The following is a 22,848-nucleotide window of genomic DNA, read 5'->3' as shown; positions in this document are numbered from 1 at the left end:
AATGCAATCAAGTGTGGGAGCTGGCTTGCCTGCGATAACGATGTATCAGCCAAATAAGGGGTAGCAGACAGGCCGCTATCGCAGGCAAGCCAGCTCCCACATTTGATATCACACGCAATTGCTACCTCGTTCGGCACACAGACGCCGAGTCAAAAACAATAAGAATGGAAGGTACTTCCCATGCCTAGCGAACCCACTGGTTCTTCTGTCGACTTCGAAAAAGTCGGCACCGATTATTTTCAACAACGCGAACTGAAAAAAGGCGCCGCCGGCTGGGTACTACTGGTTGGCCTTGGCGTCGCTTATGTTATTTCCGGCGATTACGCCGGCTGGAACTTCGGCCTGGCCCAGGGCGGCTGGGGTGGCATGTTCCTCGCCACCTTGCTGATGGCCACCATGTACCTGTGCATGTGCTTTTCCCTGGCCGAGTTGTCGTCCATGATCCCCACTGCTGGCGGTGGCTACGGTTTTGCCCGCAGCGCTTTTGGCCCTTGGGGCGGGTTCCTCACCGGCACTGCCATCCTTATCGAATACGCCATCGCGCCCGCCGCCATCGCGGTGTTTATCGGCGCCTATTGCGAGTCGTTGTTCGGCATTGGCGGCTGGATGATCTACCTGGCGTTCTACATCATCTTTATCGGCATCCACATCTTTGGTGTGGGCGAAGCCTTGAAGCTGATGTTCGTGATCACCGCCGTCGCCGCGATTGCCCTGGGCGTGTTCCTGGTGTCGATGGTGCCGCACTTCAACGTCGCCAACCTGCTGGATATACCCGTGACCGAGGCCAAGGGCGCCAGCAGCTTCCTGCCGTTCGGCTACGTCGGCGTGTGGGCCGCGATCCCTTATGCCATCTGGTTTTTCCTGGCGGTGGAAGGCGTGCCGCTGGCCGCTGAAGAAACCAAGAACCCCAAGCGCGACCTGCCGCGCGGGCTGATCGGCGCGATTGTGGTGCTGACCAGTTTTGCCCTGTTGATCCTGGTGATCGCGCCGGGCGGTGCGGGCACTTATGCGCTGATCAAATCCGGCAACCCGCTGGTTGAAGCCTTGGCGTTGTCTTACGGCGGTTCCACCTGGATGGGGAGCTTCGTCAACCTGGTCGGCCTGGCCGGTTTGATCGCGAGCTTTTTCTCGATCATCTACGCCTATTCGCGGCAGATCTTTGCCTTGTCCCGTGCCGGTTACCTGCCGCGCAAATTGTCCGAGACCAACAAGAGCAAGGCGCCAGTATTGGCACTGGTAATCCCCGGGATTATCGGCTTTGGCCTGTCGCTGACCGGCCAGGGTGACTTGCTGATCCTGGTGGCGGTGTTTGGCGCCACGATTTCCTACGTGTTGATGATGGCCGCCCACATCACCCTGCGCATCCGTCGCCCTAAAATGGAGCGGCCATACCGCACACCCGGTGGCATCTTCACCTCAGGCGTGGCACTGGTGCTGGCTTGCGTGGCCGTGGTGGCGGGCTTTCTGGTGGACCCGCGCGTGGTGATTGGCGCGGCGATCATCTATGGAGTATTAATTGCTTACTTTGCTTTCTACAGCCGGCATCACTTGGTAGCAGGCACGCCGGAAGAGGAATTCGCGGCGATCCAGGCCGCAGAGGCCGCCCTGCACTAACTGCCGAAAACCTCGACGCGGCGCCTTGCCCACAGCAGGCGCGCGTCATCAAGGAGACACTGTATGGCAAGCTTTTCCCACGCGGTGGGTGCTCAAACCTACCGCTTCGACAGCCTCAAGGACGTGATGGCCAAGGCCAGCCCGGCACGCTCCGGGGACTTCCTCGCCGGTGTCGCCGCGCAGAATGACGGCGAACGTGTGGCGGCGCAGATGGCGCTGGCAAATATCCCGCTCAAGCACTTCCTGCAGGAAGCATTGATTCCTTATGAAAGCGATGAAGTCACCCGGCTGATCATCGACACCCACGATAAACAGGCGTTTGCAGCGGTCAGCCACCTCACTGTCGGCGGCCTGCGCGACTGGCTGCTCAGCGATGCGGCCGATGAACAGGCCCTACGCGCATTGGCGCCAGGGCTGACACCGGAAATGGCCGCGGCTGTGTCCAAGATCATGCGCGTGCAAGACCTGGTCCTGGTGGCGCAGAAGATCCGCGTAGTCACCCAGTTTCGCGGCACCCTGGGCCTGCGCGGGCGCTTGTCCACGCGCTTGCAGCCCAACCACCCCACCGACGAACCGGCCGGCATCGCCGCGAGCATTCTCGACGGCCTGCTGTACGGCAACGGCGACGCCATGATCGGCATCAACCCGGCCACCGACAGCATCGCCTCGATCTGCGCCATGCTGGAGATGCTGGACGCGATCATCCAGCGCTACGACATCCCCACCCAGGCCTGCGTGCTGACCCATGTCACCACCTCCATCGAAGCGATCAACCGCGGCGTACCGTTGGACCTGGTGTTTCAGTCGATTGCCGGTACCGAAGCGGCCAATGCCAGTTTCGGGATCAACCTGAACGTGCTGCAGGAAGGTTATGACGCGGGCTTGAGCCTCAAGCGCGGCACCCTGGGCCAGAATCTGATGTACTTCGAAACCGGCCAGGGCAGCGCTTTGTCGGCCAATGCGCACTTTGGCGTCGATCAGCAAACCTGTGAAACCCGTGCCTATGCCGTGGCCCGGCACTTCAAGCCGTTTCTGGTGAACACCGTGGTCGGCTTTATCGGCCCGGAGTACCTGTACAACGGCAAGCAGATTATCCGCGCCGGCCTTGAAGACCACTTCTGCGGCAAACTGCTCGGCGTGCCCATGGGTTGCGACATCTGCTACACCAACCACGCCGAAGCCGACCAGGACGACATGGACACCCTGCTGACCCTGCTCGGCGTGGCCGGCATCAACTTCATCATGGGCATCCCCGGCTCCGACGACATCATGCTCAACTACCAGACCACCTCGTTTCACGACGCCCTGTACGCCCGGCAAACATTGGGTTTAAAACCGGCGCCGGAGTTCGAGCAGTGGCTGGCGAAAATGGGCATCTTCACGCAGGCTGATGGCAAGGTGCATTTTGGCAATAGCTTGCCACCGGCCTTTCGTCACGCCTTGGCGCAATTGGGATGAAGGAGCCGACCGTGCAACCAGAATTGCCTGACAACCCGTGGCTGGAACTGCGCCGCCTCACCCCGGCGCGTATTGCCCTGGGCCGCACCGGCACCAGCCTTCCCACCAGCGCCCAACTGGACTTCCAGTTTGCCCACGCCCAGGCGCGGGACGCGGTGCATTTGCCGTTCGATCACACCGGCCTCAGCCGCCAATTGGCCGAACGTGGCCGAGACAGCCTGTTGCTGCACAGCGCCGCCACAGACCGGCACATGTACCTGCAACGCCCGGACCTGGGGCGACGCTTGAGCGATGAGTCGGCGCAAACATTGCGCGACTACGCTTCGGCCCAGCCCGGCGGGGTGGACTTGGCCATCGTAGTAGCCGATGGCCTGTCGGCACTGGCCGTGCATAAACATACAGCACCGTTTCTGGCGCGCCTGGAAGAACAGACCCACGCCGAAGGCTGGTCCTTGTCACCGGTGATCCTGGTGGAGCAAGGCCGCGTGGCGGTAGCCGATGAAATCGGGCAGCTACTGGGCGCCAAGATGGTGGTGATCCTGATCGGCGAACGACCGGGGCTCAGCTCGCCGGACAGCCTGGGCCTGTATTTCACCTACAACCCCAAGGTCGGCCTCACCGATGCCTATCGCAACTGCATCTCCAACGTGCGGCTGGAAGGCCTGAGTTATGGCATGGCGGCCCATCGCCTGCTGTACTTGATGCGCGAGGCGTGTCGCCGGCAGTTGTCGGGGGTTAATCTCAAGGATGAGGCACAGGTTCAGACCCTCGAATCGGACGACCCGGACCTGATGAAGGGCAATTTCCTGCTCAGCCCGCCCGATGACCGATAGCGGCAAGATTGCGCTTTTTGGCGTCATTAGGCAGCATCGAGTCACGGCCGCTCGTGTGGTCATACCCCATTTGGAAGTTGAGGCCTGGCATGCGGATTACTCAAGCGACCCTGGAACACCTGGACCTGTTGACCCCGTTGTTCGTCAAATACCGCGAGTTCTACGGGGCCCTGCCGTTCCCGGACTCGTCACGGGCCTTTTTGGAAAAGCGCCTGCGGCGCAAGGAGTCGGTGATCTACCTGGCCCTGGCCGACGATGATGACAAGCGGCTGCTGGGGTTTTGCCAGCTCTATCCGAGCTTTTCCTCACTGTCTCTCAAGCGGGTATGGATCCTCAACGACATCTATGTGGCCGAGGATGCGCGCCGGCAACTGGTGGCCGACAACCTGATGCGCACGGCCAAGAAAATGGCCAAGGACACCCACGCGGTACGGTTGCGGGTATCGACCAGCAGCGATAACGACGTGGCGCAGAAGACCTATGAGTCGATTGGGTTTCGCGAAGACACCGAATTCAAAAACTACGTGTTGCCGATCAACGAAGACTGAAAACCGGTAAGCCAAACACCGCAATATCCTTGTGGGAGCTGGCTTGCCTGCGATGGCGGAGTGTCAGCGAGCACTTCTCATACTGACCCACCGCTATCGCAGACAAGCCAGCTCCCACATTGGGTCCGGCGACTGGCTTGAAGCCCAGCCCCTTCACAATTTCGCGACACTCCCCGCTACAAAAGCCACACGCTTTTCACCTCTCAATCCGTATAATGCCGACCTTTCAGGGTTGTAAGAACCGCGACAATTACTTGTAGCCTTATTGCCTGAGCTTCCGCACAAGCCCGCTGAGCCGGGCCATTCACACAGGTGCCATCCATGGATTTCAACCCGCTTGACCTTATCCTGCATCTCGACGTTTACCTCGATATGCTGGTAACCAACTACGGTCCGTGGATCTACGCCATTCTGTTCCTGGTGATTTTTTGCGAAACCGGCCTGGTGGTCATGCCCTTCCTGCCGGGCGACTCCTTGCTGTTCATTGCCGGTGCCGTAGCGGCCGGCGGCGGTATGGACCCAGTCCTGCTGGCCGGCCTGCTGATGCTGGCGGCCATCCTCGGCGACAGCACCAACTATGTGATCGGACGAACGGCGGGCGAGCGCTTGTTCAGCAACCCGAACTCCAAGATCTTCCGCCGCGACTACCTGCAAAAGACCCACGACTTCTACGACAAGCACGGCGGCAAGACCGTGACGCTGGCGCGCTTCCTGCCGATCCTGCGTACCTTCGCGCCGTTCGTCGCGGGCGTGGCCAAGATGCCGTATCCACGCTTCTTCGGCTTCAGCGTACTGGGCACCATCCTGTGGGTCGGCGGCCTGGTGACCTTGGGTTACTTCTTCGGCAACGTGCCTTTTATCAAGAAGAACCTGTCGCTGCTGGTGGTGTTCATCATTCTGCTGTCCCTGGTGCCGATGATTATTGGCGTAGTGCGCAGCCGCTTTGGCCGCACGTCCTCCGAAGCCAACCCGCACTGATTGCCCGTGTGGTCCTTCAGCGCCTGGCGTCGCCGGCGCCTGCTGGCCAAGCACCCGATTGCCGATGACATCTGGCAACGGGTGCGCCACCACCTGACCTTCCTCGACGGCATCACGCCGGAGCAAGATCAGTGGCTACGCGAAGCCTGCGTGGTGTTCCTCAGCGAAAAACACCTCACCGCCCTGCCTGGCGTCGAACTGCACCAGGAACAACGCCTGCTGCTCGCCGCCCAGGCGCAACTGCCGCTGATGAACCTGGGCGACCTCGACTGGTACCAAGGCTTTCATGAGATCGTGCTGTACCCCGACGACTTCCTCAGCCCACAACGCCATCGCGATGCCAGCGGCGTCGAACACGAGTGGGACGGCGAACACAGCGGCGAAGCTTGGCAACAGGGCCCGGTGATCCTCGCCTGGCCCGGCGTGCTCGCCAGCGGCCAATGGGAAGGCTACAACCTGGTCATCCACGAACTAGCGCACAAGCTGGACATGCTCAACGGCGACGCCAACGGCCTGCCGCCGCTGCACCACGACATGCGCGTGCAGGACTGGGCCAGCGTCATGCAAGGCGCCTTCGATGACCTCAATCGCCAGCTGGACGCCAACCCGGACGCCGAAACCGAGATAGACCCCTACGCTGCGGAAAACCCGGCGGAGTTCTTTGCCGTCACGAGTGAATATTTCTTCAGCGCCCCGGATTTACTGGTCAACAGTTATCCACAGGTGTACGCCCAACTCAGCCGCTTTTATCGCCAGGATCCCCTGGCCCGCCTGACTCAACTGCAAGCCAGCGACCTGCGCTACGCGCCACAGGGCGAATGACCGTACGACGCTTGGCGCATGGCATCGGCGTCAGAATATGCCTATAATCGCCGCCACTTTTAGGCCAATCCGGCCATGTCATATGGCCAACTAACGGGGGCAACGCCCAATGAGCTACAGCAAGATTCCGGCTGGCAAAGACCTGCCGAACGACATCTACGTCGCCATCGAAATTCCGGCCAACCACGCGCCGATCAAATACGAAATCGACAAAGACAGCGACTGCCTGTTCGTTGACCGTTTCATGGCCACCCCGATGTTCTACCCGGCCAACTACGGTTTTATCCCTAACACCCTGGCTGACGACGGTGACCCCCTCGACGTGCTGGTCGTGACCCCTTACCCGGTCACCCCAGGCTCGGTTATCCGCGCACGCCCAGTCGGCATCCTGAACATGACCGACGACGGCGGCGGCGATGCCAAAGTCATCGCAGTGCCACACGACAAGCTGTCCCAGCTGTACGTGGACGTGAAGGAATACACCGACCTGCCGCCACTGTTGCTGGAACAGATCAAGCACTTCTTCGAGAACTACAAAGACCTCGAAAAAGGCAAGTGGGTGAAGATCGACGGTTGGGGCAACGCAGACGCCGCCCGCGCCGAGATCATGAAGTCGGTTGCCGCCTACAAAGGCTGATACCCGCGCCTCATTGCCACGGTAATTAAAAAGCCCCGTTAATTCGGGGCTTTTTTATGGGCCGAATTAAACATCAAGTTCAATGTTTATTTGCAGCGTTTAACTAAGTTGCACACCTGAAAGATCCGGCCATAACTAAGCCAAATCCTACAACCGCAAATCAACGCATGGTTTATTTGATTAGACTTTCCGGCCAGTAAACTCTGCGTTTATGAATACATCAGGTGATCGTTTAAAAGCGCTACTACGGGAAGTTCATCTTTCCGCCTCCGACTTCGCCAAGAACCGCGGCGTCACGCCTCAGCACGTGAACAACTGGTTCAAACGCGGGGTCCCCATGGGCCGACTCAACGAGATCGCAGAGTTGCTGTGCGTCTCAAGTCGCTGGTTAAGCGACGGCAAAGGCCCCAAACACCCGCCCGCCAACTACCTGTTGGAAGGCCCCACCGCAAGGATTGCAACCGCCCGCGAAGACACAGGCAAATACCTCACAGGCCCCGCCTGCCGCCCGGAAAAAACCGACGTGGAGATCCCCCTCCACCCCACCTTCACCTCAACCGAACGCATCCGCGTCTCCCTGCACAGCCTGGAAACACTCAACGTAAACCCCGACCGCGCGATAGGCGCCTACATGGTCGACAACAGCATGATCGACATCATCCAACAAGGCGCCACCCTCGCCATCGACCGAGGCCGTACCCAAATCATCGACGGTGAAATCTACGCCGTCGAACACGACGGCATGCTGCGCATCAAATACCTCTACAACCGCCCTGGCGGCGGCCTGCGCCTGCGCAGCCACAACGCCAGCGAACACCCGGACGAATACCTCAACCACGAGGAACGCTTCGAGCAAAGCTTCAAGATCGTCGGCTGGGTATTCTGGTGGTCCACCCTCAACAACCGCCGCCCACCGGTGCCACTGGATGAACACCTGCTGGGCTGGGAAGGCTCTAAATCGGAACCGGAGGTGGGCAACTGAAGTGAATGTGAGTATCATGCGCCGCACATTTGGCAGGGGTCGCTTCTAGCTGACTCCCTGCTGGCGAAGCGGAGGAGTTCCCGCGGATGCCCTACTATTCAGCCCGACGCAATGTGGGCTGAGCGATTTGAAGGCTGGTGAGGTTTGTCAAAAACAAGCTGAGGCAGTCCCCGAGAAGCCGGCCACAAGCCGGCTTTTTAATGCCCCCCCTTAAACATCAATCACGTAGCCTTAAAGATCCACTCTGCCCCCCCTGAACATGTCTCTGGTGCAATAGGCAGCCATTCAAAGGCCAGTGGGCTCCAGCAATATCAAAATGACTCGACGCAATCTAGGGGTATTACCCCTTCTTCATTGCTTCACCCAAATAGTCAGCGACCTGATCGATATCCAACATGTCGCCAACAGCGACGCGAGGATGAAACATGTCGCAAAAATACAAAAATAACGACACGTTATGCACGCAGGCTTACACTAGCGACATGACAAGGGCGCTTATAAAAGCGGCCTTACCTTTAACTGGACGTCCTAGTGAGCGTGCGCCCATGACTAACCCCCAACGGCCTTGGCAGGCGGATAGACCCTATAACCAGCTTCCACCCTTGCCGCCAAAGGCAGAACTGGAAACCCGAGCAGTCCTCAAACGCTGCATCGAAGCTCGAGCAGCCTTGGCCGAATTGAAACAAGCAGCCGAGCTGATTCCTAACCAGACGATGCTGATCAATACGATCCCGCTGCTGGAAGCCAAGGACAGCTCCGAGATCGAAAGTATTGTCACTACTACAGATTTACTCTTTCAGCATGCCCAGGATTGCGCCAATCATGCAGATCCCGCGACCAAAGAAGCGCTCCGGTACCGCAAGGCTCTACATAACGGTTTCCAGTCTCTGGCTGAACGTCCACTCTCTACCGGCACAGCAGTAGAGATCTGTCGAACGCTCAAGGGTGTAGACATGGACATCCGTCGAGTGCCAGGCGTCCAGCTAGCCAATGATCGGACCGGAGAAATCATCTATACCCCACCAGAGGGCGAAGATCGCTTACGCGACTTGCTCACCAACTGGGAACGTTTTCTACACAACGAGACAGACCTCGACCCGCTGGTTCGCATGGCTGTCGGACACTATCAGTTCGAGGCTATTCATCCATTCACAGACGGCAATGGTCGTACCGGGCGCGTGCTAAACACCCTGTATCTGATCCAGGAAGGTCTGTTGAATCTACCGATTCTCTACCTTAGTCATTTCATCATTGCGCATAGAGCCGATTACTATCGACTACTGCTTGATGTCACACGCGAACAGGCCTGGGAGCCCTGGCTGCTGTACATGCTTACTGCCGTGGAAGAAACCGCTCGTTGGACCAGTGCAAAAATTGCCGCCATTCGCAGCCTGTCCGAGCACACCAGCCAATTTGTTCGCGAACGTTTGCCGAAAACCTACTCACGCGAATTGGTGGACGTGATTTTTGAGCAGCCCTATTGCCGTATTAGCAACGTCGTCGACAAGCAGATCGCTCAGCGCCAGGCTGCTTCTCGCTACCTCAAAGAGCTGGTCTCCATTGATGTTCTGCAAGAGGTTCAGGTCGGAAAGGAAAAACTGTTCATTCATCCAAAGCTGATGCAGTTGCTGATTCGCGACAGCAACGAATTCAAGCCCTATTTCTGAGCCGAAATTAAGGAAATCGTGAATAAGTCGCCTGGACGATCAAAACCGAACAGGCGACGTCATATCACCTAGGCTGCAAACACTCCACAGCCCTATCCGCCACCATCTTCGCCATCTCCACCAAATGCATCACCGCCCTCTGTGGCGCAGCCACTGACTCGCCGATCACCTGCGACGTAGCCAGCGCACAATGCAGCAGCTCAGCCACCTGCACCCAGGCATCCTCGAAGCTCAGTTCTTCATTGACCGTAAATGGGTTGGTTGCGCCTGACGACGGCGAATCCGAAACAACGTTATCCATAGCAAAACTCCAATCGATAATTTGAAGCTGCCAATTACGCGACTAAACGAAAGGTGGCAGCTGTACGCAGGTTAGTCGACCGGTCGATTGGAACCCGGCGCACCCGAAGGTGCCCTGCGCACAGCCACCATAAGATGCAGGCGATGAGGTGCCTGACTCATGAGTTGCATATGCGCCAATCGAATCCGGGCGACTAAACCCGATCACTGAATTAGCAGTGACGGTCAGCAGCCTAGTCACCCAATTCCACTGGCGCAAGCGGTTGGGATTCTCTCGGAAACGTCCTGCAAAGGAAAGGGATCGGACCTGCTGGCTACTCAAAATCAGGCAATTCATTCCTGTTCTGCACAGCAAGCCGGAGGCCTGAAATCGGGCGCCAATCATTGTCCACTTTAAGTTGACAGTAAGACTCCTCCCACCCGATTTATCCCTCGTCACCCACCCATTAATCTGTGCCCATGTTGAACGCAACGCCCAACCAACCTAAACAAAAAAGGATTAACCATGAGCACTGCAACCTACAACCGCTTGAACAAAGACGACGCCATTGTTCTGCTGGTCGACCACCAGACCGGCCTGATCTCCCTGGTGCAGGACTTCTCCCCCAACGAGTTCAAGAACAACGTGCTGGCCCTGGCTGACCTGGCCAAGTTCTTTAACTTGCCGACCATCCTCACCACCAGTTTCGAGCAAGGCCCTAACGGCCCGCTGGTGCCGGAGTTGAAGGAGATGTTCCCGGACGCGCCGTATATCGCTCGCCCTGGTCAGATCAACGCCTGGGACAACGAGGATTTCGTCAAGGCAATCAAGGCCACCGGGCGTAAGCAGATCATCATTGCCGGTGTGGTGACGGATGTGTGTGTGGCGTTCCCGACCTTGTCGGCGCTGGCAGAAGGTTTTGAGGTGTTTGTGGTGACGGATGCATCGGGCACGTTCAATACCACCGTGCAGCAAGCGGCGTGGAGCCGGATGACGCAGGCCGGTGCGCAGTTGATGAACTGGTTCTCGGTGGCGTGTGAGTTGCACCGCGACTGGCGCAACGATATCGAAGGGCTGGGGAATTTGTTGTCCCAGCGGATTCCTAACTACCGCAATTTGATGAACAGCTACTCGGCCCTGTCTGCTCGCCAGAGCTAAGACTGCCATGCTCCGTATTGAGCCTGCCTGAAAAGGCAGGCTTTTTTATGGGTGTAGATTGAGACGCGTGTGGGTGACGCGGAGCGTCACTGGATGCATTACCACGCGGAGCGTGGGAACGAACCCGTCAGACGTCCCTAATCCAGGATCAAGTGCGGCAGAAACCGGCTTGAGTCCTTGGTGATCAAGCTATTGTCCTCTCGCACCCCAATCCCCGCCGCCTGGTCGCCAATGACCCAGGAGCCGATCAGCGTGTAGCTGTCCCCAAATTTTGGCAGCGGTGCGAACTCTTGAAGGATGAAGGGCGCATCCGTGTAGGGACCGTCTTCTTTTACGATCAGGCCTTCGGCGGTTTGCAGTTCGATGTTGGCGCCTTCACGGGAGAAGAACGGTTTGCGCACCCAGCCTTTTGGCACGGCTTTGCCTGGGTCGGTGTCCAGGTGGGACGCGAGCAGGTTGGGGTGGCCTTTGTTGAATTCCCACAGCAGCGGCAGGATGCCTTTGTTGGAAATAATGGATTTCCACGCGGGCTCGAAGAACTGTGTGTCGCTCTGGGCAATCGCGGCACCAAAGGGTTCGTGGAAGATGAACTCCCAGGCGTGCAGTTTGAACAGGTGGGGAATCCAGCGATCTTCAAGGTCGACGAAGCGGCCTTCGCTGTTCAGGCCGATGTCTTCGATGTCGATGTGGCGCGATTCGATGCCGACCTTTTCAGCGACCAGGCGCAGGTAGTCGGTGGTGCCTTTGTCTTCGATCGAGTCTTTCATCGAGGCGAAGTAGAACGGCTGGTTGACCTGCAGTTGCGCGAAGGCCTGGTGCAGTTTGGTGTCGATGCTATTGAACTGGTCGGCGTGCTTGGGCAGCAGGCCGCGTTCGATGCATTGTTCCAGCCAGCCCCACTGAAACGCGGCGGCTTCGTAGAGGCTGGTGGGGGTGTCGTAGTTGAGCTCCAGCAACTTGGCGGGCCCGCTGCCGTTGTAGGAGAAGTCCATGCGCCCGTAAAGGTGCGGGTGGCCTTCGAGCCATGAGGTTCGGATCATGTCGTAGAAAGGCGCGGGGATGCTCAGGCGTTCAAGCAGTTCTTCGCTGTGGACCACGCGGGCGACGAGGTCCATGCACATGTCATGGAGCTCGGTGGTCGGGTCTTCGAGGTCGCGCTCGATTTGCTTGAGCGTGAACTGGTAGTACGCGCTTTCGTCCCAGTAGGGTTCGCCGTCGATGGTATGGAACAGGAAGCCGAGGCTCTCGGCGGTGTGTTTCCAGTCATGACGCTCTGCGCATTGGATCTTCTTCATGGCCGGTTTCCTTAGCTGCTCGACCCGCCGCCCCAGCCGCTGCGTGCGCTGGCTTTGCTGCCGAAGCCGCCGCGGGAGGTGGCCGATGAAACCGAGCTCGACTTAGGTGAAGAGCGCAGCGTGCTGGTGTAATTGCTGCTGCCGTAGCGGGCTTGGTTGGAACGGCCAAAGGTCGCGCCATTGGACACGCGTTGGTTGAGCGTCGAGTTACCGTAGTTGCCGCGATCATCGCGGTAGCGGTACACCGGCTCGGAACGGTAGCTGTTGCGGTTGTTGCTCAGCATGTTGCCGATCAGCAAGCCGGTCAGCAGGCTGCTGGTGGAGAAGCCTGAGCCGCCGCTGGCCTGAGCGTTGGCCGCTTGCGCATTGGCAGCGTCGACTTGGGATTGGGTCACCTGGCCTTCGGCGGTCAGTTCGAAACCGCCCAAGCGCGGGATGAATTTGCCGGTGGAGTCTTGCTGGCACCAGTCAGCGACAAAGTCGGCGTCGCAATCGGCCTGGCTGTCATACACCGGCGCAATGCGGCGATGCTCGGCCATGGCCGTCATGTAGGCGTCCGAGCAGACGTCTACCGGAAGTTTTTCATCGGCGCATTGCTGTACCGATTGGAAGTTGTACTTCTTTTGCAGGTCGTAGGTTTTTTCCGTTGGGCCACAGCCGGATATCGCCATGGCGACCGACGCTGCCAGCGACAGCTGGACGTACTTGCTTCGTTTCATCGGGAGCTCCGTGGGCAATCAGTTCGAGGTGGGCGTCATGCACGCGGCATTCAGCATGCCGACGCTGATGGCCACCGCGGCCACGTAGATACCGGCCGCCAGTTCGCCCTTCTTGATGCGCTCGGACGTGCCTTTGAGCACCAGGCTGGTCAGCAGGAACGCCAGCAGTTGGACGACGGCGGCGATCACGGCCCAGACGATGAAGTCGAGAACGTTGATCGAGTAGGCAATCACATTGCTGGCCGGAATGGCGAAACCGACGATGGCACCGCCCAGGGCGACCGCTGCGGAGGTGTTGCCCGCACGGATCAGTTCGAACTCCTTGTGCGGGGTGATGCGGGTGTAGATGAACTGGAACAGCGCGAACAGTACCGCAGCCCCCAGGATGTAGAGGACAAAGCCGAGCACCGCAGCTTTGTTGAGGGAGATGGAGAGTGCTTCTAGCATGGACGGCTTCCTTTTTTTAGAGCGTAGTCAGGTCGGTGGTGTACAGCGAAATGCCCAGGGATGTGCTCAGGCTGATGGTGCCTTCGGCATCTTCTTCGACGGAGAACAGCAGGAACTCTCGGCGGTCGGTCAAGCCGGTGTCGCGGGCGTATAGCATCGAACGGTGCTCGACGCTGTAGGTGGCTTCTGGGCTGATGACCTGTTCGCTCATCGCCACCAATTCGGTCTGGCCATCTTCGCTGCCCCACTCCCGGAAGAACTCGACGCCGTCGTGGGTGTAGGTCGGCAGACCGATCAGGCTTTGTGGGCCCGCGAGCCTGCTCAGTTCCGCTTTACTGCTGATGGTGACGTAACTCAGGTAGTTGAACAGAATCACTGACTCGACCTGGCCCGCTATCTGGCCGGTGGTGTGCACCTGCAACCAATAATCTTCGTCGTTCATGTAATAGCGCGACAGCCAGGTGGACTGGCCGAGGTCGATGGTGCCGTTGCTCCAGATTTCCTGGGAGCCGGGGATCACCACGTTGGTTTTTTCATCGAGCAGCAATTTCAGAGTCGTGTCAAACATCACGCCCTTGCCCGGCGCCAGGCCCAAAGGGCCGGTGGCGGGCAGGCTTGGGCTGGCGGTTCGGCTCGAGTCGGTAGTGGCTTTTGGGGCCTCAAGCCCCATCAACTGTTTAAGCCATCCCATGAAAGATTTCCTTAAGGCGAGTGGAAGCGATGTAGAAGAGTTCGCCGCCTTTGACCGCTGTGGCACTGGGCGGGTTGATCGACGGCTGCTGAACACCTTTGGCGCGATAGCCAATGAGGGTGGCGTTGTGGCGCTCCTTCATCTGCGTGTACAGCTCGCCGAACGTTGCCTCAAAGGCGTCGGGCAATTTCATCAGGTACTGGGTGGCGCCCTGCCCCACGCACAGCAACTCATTGATGACCACCGACGAGCCCGGATCCTGAGAGGCGCGCACCAGCATTTCGATCGCCATGCTGGACGTGCATTCCAGGCGCGGGGCGTAGGAGCTGGCCAGTGCAGCGATTTCACTTTCGTTGAAGTGGGCGACCACATGCCCGACGGGGCTCAGTTGATTCACCGCCAGCACGGTGGCCAGCGTCAGGTCATCAGACGCGGTCCGCACCAGCACACGCTCGGCACCGGGCACACCGGCACGCAGCAACAGTGCGGTGGAAGACAGGCTTTCGCCGCGGATGAACGCTGCTTTGCCCGGTATCGGATTTTCTTCAAGGCTGCAATCGCAGATCACGATCAGGTTGTCGTTCGAGGTTTCGTCTTGCAGCAACAACTCAATCACCCGCTCGCTGGACGCGCCCTCCCAGCCGATCAGCACGGTATGGCCGACCTTGCCGGTGAAATCACCTTTGCCCTTCATGCCTTTTCTCCATGCATCGATAACACTGCTGGTGGTTTTGCCGATGGCTGCCGTGAGCAGCGCAATGCCCCCGAGCATGACCCAGGCCGCCACGAAAATTCGCCCAGCAGACGTCTGCGGTGCGAGGTCGCCATAGCCGACGGTGAGTGTGGTGGTGAGATAGAAGTAGATAAACGTGGCGGCAGCGGTGAGGTGTTGTTCGCCCAGCAACACCAGGCCCAGGTAAGCGGTGCTCAGGTGGACACCCAAGGCAACGATCAGGCCAGCCCAACCGAAGCGATGAAAGAGGGACGAGGCGTACATGCGTAGCAGTAGGAAAATCGACATTTAGCCCCTGGCTCCCTGGGTACTTGAATCCTGACGACAGCATCGCCTCGACGTCTGGATGCTCAAGTGCGTTCACCCGGCATTAAACCCGCTGCGCGGCGTGGATAGAAGTACCTTGGCTGCAATAAATCCGGCGAGCGCACCAAACAGATGCCCTTCGAAGGAAACGCCCTGCCGCGGAAGGAAGCCCACGACCAGTCCGCCATACAGCAAAGCCACAACAGCAGCTGTTAGCAGGTTGCCCCAGCTTCTGTGAAACCAGGCGCGAGACAGCAGATAGGCCCATAGCCCGAACACCCAGCCGCTGGCGCCGACGTGTACGCCTGAAAAACCGAACAGCCAGACCAACAAGCCGCCCAGCAGAATGACGATGGCACTGACGGCGATGAACCGGTTGACCCCTTCGATGATGACCAGAGAACCCAGGATCACAAAGGCAATCAGGTTGGCGCTCAGGTGGGCGAAGGAGGCGTGCAAAAACGGTGATGTGAGGATGCCGAACAGACCCTGCATCGTTCTCGGGATTAGCCCGAATGCCATGAGGCTGTAACCGGTCACCACATTGAGCAGTTGCAGCGCGACCATGAAGAGGGCCAGGCCTGCGATTGTCTTGAAACCCTTCAAGGCGTTCATCCTGACCTCAACATACAAAAGAAGAGCACTGCGACTGTGGCGAGGGAGCTTGCTCCCGCTGGGGCGCGAAGCGGCCCCAAAAACAGGACTGCTGCGCAGCCCAGCGGGAGCAAGCTCCCTCCCCACAGAGTTGCAGGCTTAACTGACCTACGTTGATTACTCAGCCGACTTTTGCTTCAGACGCTCCAGAATCGCATTGGCACTGCCTTCGTTCGGCGTGATGCCGGCATCGCGCAGTTTGCGTTCCAGGTCTGTCCCCGTCGACGCTTCAGCCAGCTCATCCTGGGCTTGCAGCTCAGCGGCGCGTTGTTGCTGTTTGGCCTGCAAGCGATTGAGCGTACCGACGGCGGTTTCCAGCTTGCCGTTGGCACCGCCGCTGGCAATGGAGGCACTGACCTGGGCCTTTTGCACGCTGTCGCGAGCCTTGGCCATGTCCACTTGCTGGCGCAGGCTTTTGATGCGGCTTTCGGCCTTGGTGATGTCTTTGCGCATGCTCTCAGCGTACCCACCGAACTCGGTGGTCTGCTTTTGCTCAACGTCCCGCTCGTTGGTCAGGGTCGAAATGGCTTCGGCCACTTCCAGGGCGAGGTCTTCACGGTTGGCCTGGATAGCGGCCATCGCCTTGGATTCCAGGTCTTTGATCTTGGCGTCGTACTCGCCAACACGATCAGCCGCCAGTTTGTGCTTGGCCATGATGCTCACCAGCTCACGCTTGGCGTTGGCCAAGGCGCTGTCTGCATCGCGAATTTCCTGGTCAAGGATGCGCAGGGCCTGTTGGTCGACGATCGATTCGCCGACTTCGCTGGCACCGCCACGCAACGCGGTGAACAATTTGCTCCAGATGGACTGAGTCATTGGGTTTTCCCGAATAATTAAATGAAGAAACGTTCGAAGGCTTCGCTGGCGCGCTGCACGTTATCAACCAGGGTTTTCACCTCGGTCACGATGTTGGTCAGGCTGGAGTCGGAGCTGAGCGCACCGAACATGTTGTAAACCACCTGCCCGTTCGGCATGGACTCGATACCGATCGACGACAACGGGAACATCTCCCGGCTGCGCAGCACGGCATCATTGAAGGCCGGCACGTCGTTGATGGACTCGGCGTCGACCAGGACGGTATCCACGATGATTTGCTCGCCCACCACCGCGATGTAAATCGGCAAGCCACCAAAGTCGTTCATCTCCAGCTTGATACTGGACTCGGAACCTTGGACGAGAGAAAGCGTAATGTCATTGGACGTCACGTCATCCAGCGCCTGAAGAGCACTGAAGAGGCGATCGATATTCCAGTTAGTACCTGCGCTCATGAAATTCTCCGACATGAATGAGCCAGCCAGGATCGGTTGGCGTAGCTGTTTCTCCATTTGCTTGAGCAGGCTTCGGTTTTCGGGAAGCACCCAAGTCTCGTGTTTCACATAACCGGCCGCCGCCAGCCCCGCACGCATCTGCTTCATGTAAAAGCTCGACGGCTTTTTTGCGGACGGCTTCAAGCGCTCTCCCTTGAGGCTTGTTGAATCGGTATCGGGCCCAGTTGATGGGCTCGATGGAGAGCTGCTGTTCATGGTACTGACCTCGCTGTGAAAAACTCACGCGTGAGAAAATTTACAGGCAATCCGCAAGGTACTCAATAGCTCACGCGTGAGATTTTTCCTTACATTTTTCAGCCACCGAAAAGACCCAGCCTACCCCGCCAACTCTCGCTCGATTTGCTCGATTTGCTCGATGCTAGGCAAGCTCGATTGCAGTTCGGCTGGCAAAGACTCCATCAGTTGATATTGCGCCACACCAATAGGCCGTTGTTATCGCGCAGTGCGTATTCAGCCACCACTTCATTTTTACCCTTGCACAACAAGAGGCCGATAGTCGGGCCATCCTGTGGGTGCTTTATCTCGGCATCCACCGCCGCAAGATAGAAGCTCAATTTGCCCAGATGCTCGGGCTTGAACTTGCCTGCCTTGAGTTCGATCACCACATAGCAACGCAGCTTCAGGTGATAGAACAACAGGTCGATGAAGAACTCATCGCCGCCTACATTCAGCAGCACTTGCCGGCCAACGAAGGCAAAACCTGCGCCCAACTCCAAAAAGAAGTCAGTGACATGCTTGATCAGGGCGTTTTCGATTTCGCGCTCTTGTGCATTCTGGCCCAGACTGAGGAAATCAAAGCGGTACGGGTCTTTGAGGGATTCGCGCGCCAGGTCGGATTGCGCTTTGGGCAGATGGCTTTCGAAGTTGCTGACGGCCTTGCCACTGCGCTCAAGCAGGCGATTTTCAATGTGCATCACCAGTGTGTTGCGCGACCAGTTATGTTTTAAGGCCTGGATGATGTACCAACGACGAGTTTCGGGGCCGGGAAGCTTATCGAGCAGCACCACGTTGTGGCCCCAAGGCAATTGTGCAGCAGCCTGTTGCACAAATTCCGAATCCGGCCACGCCTCGGCAAAAGCACGCATGTACTTCAGATTGCGCGGCGAAAAACCCTTGATGTCAGGAAAGGCCGCCCGCAGATCTTGCGCAAGGCCGTAGCCCTCAGGAGGCGCGATCAACCCGATAGAAGTTTCGCTCATGCCTTTTTTACTCTGGTGTTTTCGGCAGGCTAGCCAGCCGACAGTACCGTCACAAGCATTCGAGACAGTTCAGGAAGGGTCCTGCGTACCTCACAGAAAGGTCCTGCTGGCACTTGACTCTCCCCTATACGGCACCCCCTACCCTGAATGCCCTTTTCTCAGAACTTATCACCATGAGTCAGCGCATTCTGGTCATTCTCGGCCACCCGTTCGCCGATAGCTTTTGTTCCGCCCTCGCGCACACTTATATCCACGCTGCTAAAACGGCCGGTCACGAAGTCCGCGTCCTGCGCCTGGGTGATCTCAGGTTCGACCCCATCCTTCATCATGCTTACACCCAGGTTCAAGCGCTGGAACCTGACTTGCTCAGCGCCCAAGCCGACATCCTTTGGGCCGAGCATCTGGCCTGGGTTTTCCCTGTCTGGTGGGGCGGTATCCCGGCACTGATGAAGGGCTTTATCGACCGCGTTTTCCTCCCCGGCTTTGCCTTCAAGTACCGCGCAGGCAAGGCATTCCCAGACAAGCTGCTAAAGGGCCGAACCGCGCACTTGTTAGTGACCCTCGACACGCCGCCGTGGTATTACCGCTGGGTTTATCGCATGCCGGCCATCCACCAAATGCGGCGCACCATGCTGGCGCTGTGCGGCATCGCGACGAGCAAGACGCTGCTGTTGGGGCCGGTGCTGGGCTCTTCGCTGACGCAGCGGGCCAAGTGGCTGAAACAGGCCGGCGCACTATTTGAAAAAGGGAGTTTTCATGTACATCGGCAAAGCCGCGCAGTTGTCCGGCACGACCATCAAGGCGATTCGTCACTATGAGGCAATCGGGCTGATGCCAGCGCCTGCGCGTCGGGGCGGTTATCGCGTTTATACCGAGCAGAGTGTCGAGCGGCTGATGTTTATAAAGTGCGCGCAACAGCTGGGGTTCAAGCTCAAGGAATTACAGGAGATTTTGCAGGGGTACGAGGGTGATGCGCTTCCCTGGGACAAGGCTGACCAAGCCATCGCCAATAAGAAGCAAGCGTTAGCCATGCAAATTGTGGCATTGCAGAATATGCATCAGGGTTTATTGGTCTTCGAGGCCCAATTGAAAGCGGCGCAGGGGGAGTGCTGGGTCGCCACGAAGGCAAGCTGAGACTCGGTGAGCCGAATAAGGTCGCTAATCGGCTCATGGGGTGAGCCGAATAAACCCATCAATCGGCTCACATCACCGTGTGTGCGCCACTCATTTGCCCCAATCCCCCATGTCTGCTAGTGTCGCGCCGGTTTACCGTCTACCGGAATTGCCGCCATGGCCCGCAAAAAAGTTGCACTCGATTTCGAACAATCCCTCGCCGACCTGCAAGCCCTGGTCGAGCGTCTGGAGAACGGCGAGTTGTCGCTGGAAGACTCGTTGACAGCGTTTGAGCAAGGCATCGGCCTGACCCGCGACTGTCAGAGCGCGTTGGCGCAGGCGGAGCAGAAGGTCCAGGTGTTGCTGGAGCGTGACGGGGAGTTGGCCGAAGAGCCTTTCGATGTGGAACAGCCGGAATGATCAGCGCATACCAAGCCAGTAGCCAAGCCCGGGTGAATGCCGCGCTGGAGCCCCTGTTTGTTGCGCCAAGCCCGGAAATGACGCGCCTCTATGAAGCCATGCGCTACAGCGTGATGAATGGCGGCAAGCGGGTGCGCCCGTTGCTGGCCTATGCCGCCTGCGAAGCTCTCGGGGCGCCGGCAGCCGAGGCGAATGGTGCGGCCTGTGCGGTCGAGTTGATCCACGCCTATTCCCTGGTGCATGACGACTTGCCGGCAATGGACGACGATGATTTGCGTCGCGGCCAGCCCACCACCCACAAAGCCTTCGATGAGGCCTATGCAATTCTGGCCGGAGATGGCTTGCAGAGCCTGGCGTTCAGCGCATTGCTGGACCCGACGCTAAGCAGCGTCAACGCCGAGATCCGCTTGCGCATGGTCACCGCCCTGGCCCATGCAGCGGGCCCGGCTGGAATGGTCGGCGGGCAGGCCATCGACATGGGCTCGGTCAGCCTCAAGCTCGATCAAAAAGCCCTCGAACACATGCATCGCCACAAGACCGGTGCGCTGATTGAGGCCGCCGTGCAACTGGGCGCCCTGGCCAGTGGCCGTGCCGACGCCGAGCAATTAGCGGCGCTGCAGACCTATTCTCGCGCTGTCGGCCTGGCCTTCCAGGTACAGGACGATATCCTCGACGTGGAAAGCGACACCGCCACCCTCGGTAAACGCCAGGGCGCCGATATCGCACGTGACAAGCCGACTTATCCTGCCTTGCTGGGGCTGCAAGCCGCCAACGCCTATGCCATCGAGCTGCGTGACCAGGCTCTGGATGCCCTGCGACCTTTCGACGCGGCGGCCGAGCCACTGCGTGACCTGGCGCGGTATATCGTCGAACGTCGCCACTGACAGCCGCGGCCATTTGCGCCGCATATCGGCCAAGTTCGGCCCTCTGCGTGGGCAGTTTGCACGGCTTGAGGTAAACTGCCGCCTCTTCTATACCTATAACGATTCGCCTGATGCCCACGACGTTTCAAGAGATTCCCCGCAAACGCCCGTCTACGCCCCTGCTCGACCGTGCTGCCACGCCGGACGGCCTGCGTCGACTGGGTGAAGCCGAGCTGGAAACCCTGGCCGATGAGCTGCGCCTGGAATTGCTCTACACGGTCGGCCAGACCGGTGGGCATTTTGGTGCCGGGCTGGGCGTGATCGAGCTGACCATCGCCTTGCATTACGTGTTCGACACCCCGGACGACCGGCTGGTGTGGGACGTGGGCCACCAGGCGTATCCGCATAAAATCCTCACCGGCCGTCGCGAGCGCATGGCCAGCCTGCGCCAGAAGGACGGCCTGGCCGCCTTCCCACGCCGTGCCGAGAGCGAGTACGACACCTTTGGCGTCGGCCACTCCAGCACGTCCATCAGTGCAGCACTGGGCATGGCGATTGCCGCCCGCCTGCAAGGCAGTGAGCGCAAGGCGATTGCGGTGATTGGTGATGGCGCGCTGACCGCCGGCATGGCCTTCGAAGCGCTGAACCATGCGCCGGAAGTGGACGCCAACATGTTGGTGATCCTAAACGACAACGACATGTCGATTTCGCGCAACGTGGGTGGCCTGTCCAATTATCTGGCGAAGATCCTCTCCAGCCGTACCTACGCCAGCATGCGCGAAGGCAGCAAGAAAGTGCTGTCGCGTCTGCCTGGCGCATGGGAAATTGCGCGCCGCACCGAAGAATATGCCAAGGGCATGCTGGTACCCGGCACCCTGTTCGAAGAGCTGGGCTGGAACTACATCGGCCCTATCGACGGCCACGACCTGCCGACCCTGATCGCGACGTTGCGCAACATGCGCGACCTCAAGGGCCCGCAGTTCCTGCATATCGTCACCAAGAAAGGCAAAGGTTTCGCTCCGGCGGAAGTCGACCCGATTGGTTACCACGCGATCACTAAGCTCGAACCCCTGGACGCTCCCGCCGCCGCGCCGAAAAAGGCCAGCGGGCCGAAGTATTCCGGGGTGTTTGGCGAATGGCTATGCGACATGGCCGCCGCCGACCCGCGTCTGGTGGGTGTTACCCCGGCGATGAAGGAAGGCTCCGACCTGGTGGCGTTCAGCGAGCGTTTCCCGCTGCGTTACTTCGACGTGGCGATTGCCGAGCAACACGCCGTGACCTTCGCGGCCGGCATGGCCTGCGAAGGCGCCAAGCCGGTGGTGGCGATCTACTCCACCTTCCTGCAACGCGGTTATGACCAACTGGTTCACGATGTGGCGGTGCAGAACCTCGACGTGCTGTTCGCCATCGACCGTGCCGGCCTGGTGGGCGAGGACGGCCCGACCCATGCGGGCAGCTTCGACCTGTCGTACCTGCGCTGCATCCCCGGCATGCTGGTGATGACCCCGAGCGACGAGAACGAACTGCGCAAGATGCTCAGCACCGGCCACCTGTACAACGGCCCGGCCGCTGTGCGGTACCCGCGCGGCACCGGCCCGAACGCCGTGATCGAAAAAGACCTGGAGCCGATCGAAATCGGTAAAGGCATCGTGCGTCGCCAAGGCAGCAAAACTGCGTTCCTGGTGTTTGGCGTACAACTGGCCGAAGCCTTGAAAGTCGCCGAGAAGATCGACGCCACCGTGGTCGACATGCGGTTCGTCAAGCCACTGGATGAAGCGTTGGTACGCGAAATTGCCGCCAGCCATGAGCTGCTGGTGACCGTCGAAGAGAACGCCATCATGGGCGGCGCCGGTGCGGCGGTCAGTGAGTTCCTGGCGCGGGAGAACATCCTCAAGTCGGTGCTGCACCTGGGCTTGCCAGATGTATACGTCGAACACGCCAAGCCGGCGCAGATGCTGGCTGAATGCGGGCTGGATGAGGCGGGTATCGAGGCGTCCGTGCGCGAGCGCCTGGCGCTACTGAATCTGTAATCAGCCCCAACTGTGGGAGCTGGCTTGCCTGCGATGACGGCGGCACATTCGCTAACAATGTGTCAGATACACC

Annotated in this window: 24 protein-coding genes and 1 pseudogene; 15 read left to right on the top strand and 10 right to left on the bottom strand. The window is 59.1% G+C overall.

The features are described 5' to 3' along the window. Nucleotides 1-180 precede the first annotated feature (180 nt). From eat to fic, 9 genes are all read left to right on the top strand, one after another. Nucleotides 181-1,614, top strand: a complete 1,434-nt coding sequence (gene eat / locus BMH52_RS13395; RefSeq protein WP_003194515.1) for an ethanolamine permease — start codon at nt 181-183, stop codon at nt 1,612-1,614. 63 nt (nt 1,615-1,677) lie between these two features. Next, entirely contained in the window at nt 1,678-3,072 is a 1,395-nt protein-coding gene (locus tag BMH52_RS13390; RefSeq protein WP_014720103.1) for an ethanolamine ammonia-lyase subunit EutB, read from the top strand. Continuing rightward, on the top strand, nt 3,069-3,905 hold the full coding sequence (gene eutC, locus BMH52_RS13385; RefSeq protein ID WP_019818775.1) for an ethanolamine ammonia-lyase subunit EutC: 837 nt from the start codon (nt 3,069-3,071) through the stop codon (nt 3,903-3,905). Before BMH52_RS13390 ends, eutC begins: the two co-directional genes overlap by 4 nt. An 89-nt stretch (nt 3,906-3,994) precedes the next feature. After that, nucleotides 3,995-4,453, top strand: a complete 459-nt coding sequence (locus BMH52_RS13380; RefSeq protein ID WP_014720105.1) for an N-acetyltransferase — start codon at nt 3,995-3,997, stop codon at nt 4,451-4,453. A 321-nt stretch (nt 4,454-4,774) separates the two neighbouring features. Continuing rightward, entirely contained in the window at nt 4,775-5,431 is a 657-nt protein-coding gene (locus BMH52_RS13375; protein WP_003194521.1) for a DedA family protein, read from the top strand. Nucleotides 5,432-5,437: 6 nt separating this feature from the next. After that, a complete protein-coding gene (locus tag BMH52_RS13370; RefSeq protein WP_014720106.1) occupies nt 5,438-6,253 on the top strand; it encodes a zinc-dependent peptidase in 816 nt (271 codons plus the stop codon). Nucleotides 6,254-6,362: 109 nt separating this feature from the next. Next, nucleotides 6,363-6,890 (top strand): inorganic diphosphatase, encoded by a 528-nt coding sequence (gene ppa / locus BMH52_RS13365; RefSeq protein WP_003176323.1) that lies wholly within the window; start codon nt 6,363-6,365, stop codon nt 6,888-6,890. A gap of 211 nt (nt 6,891-7,101) precedes the next feature. Continuing rightward, nucleotides 7,102-7,872: a S24 family peptidase gene (locus BMH52_RS13360; protein ID WP_014720107.1), complete on the top strand. Its 771-nt coding sequence runs from the start codon at nt 7,102-7,104 to the stop codon at nt 7,870-7,872. A 545-nt stretch (nt 7,873-8,417) separates the two neighbouring features. Further along, nucleotides 8,418-9,539 (top strand): protein adenylyltransferase Fic, encoded by a 1,122-nt coding sequence (fic, locus tag BMH52_RS13350; protein ID WP_032904192.1) that lies wholly within the window; start codon nt 8,418-8,420, stop codon nt 9,537-9,539. Between the two features lie 64 nt (nt 9,540-9,603). Here fic and BMH52_RS13345 read toward each other — a convergent pair whose 3' ends face one another. Beyond that, the gene (locus BMH52_RS13345; protein ID WP_003194531.1) at nt 9,604-9,840 is read right to left on the bottom strand and encodes a hypothetical protein; all 237 of its coding nucleotides are present in this window, start codon (nt 9,838-9,840) and stop codon (nt 9,604-9,606) included. Nucleotides 9,841-10,344: 504 nt separating this feature from the next. Between BMH52_RS13345 and ycaC the strand changes: the two genes are divergently transcribed. Beyond that, entirely contained in the window at nt 10,345-10,977 is a 633-nt protein-coding gene (ycaC, locus tag BMH52_RS13340; RefSeq protein ID WP_014720109.1) for an isochorismate family cysteine hydrolase YcaC, read from the top strand. Nucleotides 10,978-11,114: 137 nt separating this feature from the next. On the opposite strand, the gene BMH52_RS13335 is transcribed toward ycaC, so the two are convergent. From BMH52_RS13335 to BMH52_RS13295, 9 genes and pseudogenes are all read right to left on the bottom strand, one after another. After that, on the bottom strand, nt 11,115-12,272 hold the full coding sequence (locus BMH52_RS13335) for a glutathionylspermidine synthase family protein (RefSeq protein WP_073843926.1): 1,158 nt from the start codon (nt 12,270-12,272) through the stop codon (nt 11,115-11,117). Nucleotides 12,273-12,283: 11 nt separating this feature from the next. Then, a complete protein-coding gene (locus BMH52_RS13330; protein ID WP_014720111.1) occupies nt 12,284-12,991 on the bottom strand; it encodes a DUF1190 domain-containing protein in 708 nt (235 codons plus the stop codon). An 18-nt stretch (nt 12,992-13,009) separates the two neighbouring features. After that, on the bottom strand, nt 13,010-13,438 hold the full coding sequence (locus BMH52_RS13325; protein WP_003194539.1) for a DUF350 domain-containing protein: 429 nt from the start codon (nt 13,436-13,438) through the stop codon (nt 13,010-13,012). A gap of 16 nt (nt 13,439-13,454) precedes the next feature. Beyond that, entirely contained in the window at nt 13,455-14,129 is a 675-nt protein-coding gene (locus BMH52_RS13320) for a DUF2491 family protein (RefSeq protein WP_073843924.1), read from the bottom strand. Then, complete coding sequence (locus tag BMH52_RS13315) at nt 14,116-15,150, bottom strand: ion channel (RefSeq protein WP_073843921.1); 1,035 nt, start codon at nt 15,148-15,150, stop codon at nt 14,116-14,118. Before BMH52_RS13315 ends, BMH52_RS13320 begins: the two co-directional genes overlap by 14 nt. A gap of 72 nt (nt 15,151-15,222) precedes the next feature. Further along, complete coding sequence (locus BMH52_RS13310) at nt 15,223-15,783, bottom strand: rhomboid family intramembrane serine protease (RefSeq protein WP_019818836.1); 561 nt, start codon at nt 15,781-15,783, stop codon at nt 15,223-15,225. 156 nt (nt 15,784-15,939) lie between these two features. After that, nucleotides 15,940-16,638 carry a PspA/IM30 family protein gene (locus BMH52_RS13305; RefSeq protein ID WP_014720114.1) on the bottom strand — a complete coding sequence of 233 codons (699 nt, stop codon included), beginning with the start codon at nt 16,636-16,638 and terminating at the stop codon, nt 15,940-15,942. Between the two features lie 17 nt (nt 16,639-16,655). Next, a complete protein-coding gene (locus BMH52_RS13300; protein ID WP_032895109.1) occupies nt 16,656-17,237 on the bottom strand; it encodes a YjfI family protein in 582 nt (193 codons plus the stop codon). Between the two features lie 228 nt (nt 17,238-17,465). Next, nucleotides 17,466-18,349, bottom strand: a pseudogene (locus BMH52_RS13295) (YhcG family protein). 173 nt (nt 18,350-18,522) lie between these two features. On the opposite strand from BMH52_RS13295, the gene BMH52_RS13290 reads away from it, so the two are divergent. The 5 genes from BMH52_RS13290 (at nt 18,523) to dxs (ending at nt 22,775) form a co-directional block, all read left to right on the top strand. Further along, complete coding sequence (locus BMH52_RS13290; protein ID WP_073843917.1) at nt 18,523-19,167, top strand: NAD(P)H-dependent oxidoreductase; 645 nt, start codon at nt 18,523-18,525, stop codon at nt 19,165-19,167. Further along, entirely contained in the window at nt 19,106-19,483 is a 378-nt protein-coding gene (locus tag BMH52_RS13285) for a MerR family transcriptional regulator (protein WP_073843914.1), read from the top strand. Before BMH52_RS13290 ends, BMH52_RS13285 begins: the two co-directional genes overlap by 62 nt. A 156-nt stretch (nt 19,484-19,639) precedes the next feature. Further along, nucleotides 19,640-19,882 (top strand): exodeoxyribonuclease VII small subunit, encoded by a 243-nt coding sequence (locus BMH52_RS13280; protein WP_073843911.1) that lies wholly within the window; start codon nt 19,640-19,642, stop codon nt 19,880-19,882. Continuing rightward, the gene (gene ispA / locus BMH52_RS13275; RefSeq protein WP_073843909.1) at nt 19,879-20,766 is read left to right on the top strand and encodes a (2E,6E)-farnesyl diphosphate synthase; all 888 of its coding nucleotides are present in this window, start codon (nt 19,879-19,881) and stop codon (nt 20,764-20,766) included. The genes BMH52_RS13280 and ispA overlap by 4 nt, the downstream gene beginning before the upstream one ends. Before the next feature lie 110 nt (nt 20,767-20,876). Beyond that, nucleotides 20,877-22,775, top strand: a complete 1,899-nt coding sequence (gene dxs, locus BMH52_RS13270) for a 1-deoxy-D-xylulose-5-phosphate synthase (protein ID WP_014720120.1) — start codon at nt 20,877-20,879, stop codon at nt 22,773-22,775. Nucleotides 22,776-22,848: the final 73 nt, after the last annotated feature.

The sequence above is a fragment of the Pseudomonas sp. BTN1 genome (assembly GCF_001907715.1).
Taxonomy (GTDB): Bacteria; Pseudomonadota; Gammaproteobacteria; order Pseudomonadales; family Pseudomonadaceae; genus Aquipseudomonas; species Aquipseudomonas paracarnis.
This window is presented reverse-complemented; position numbering and strand designations above follow the sequence as displayed.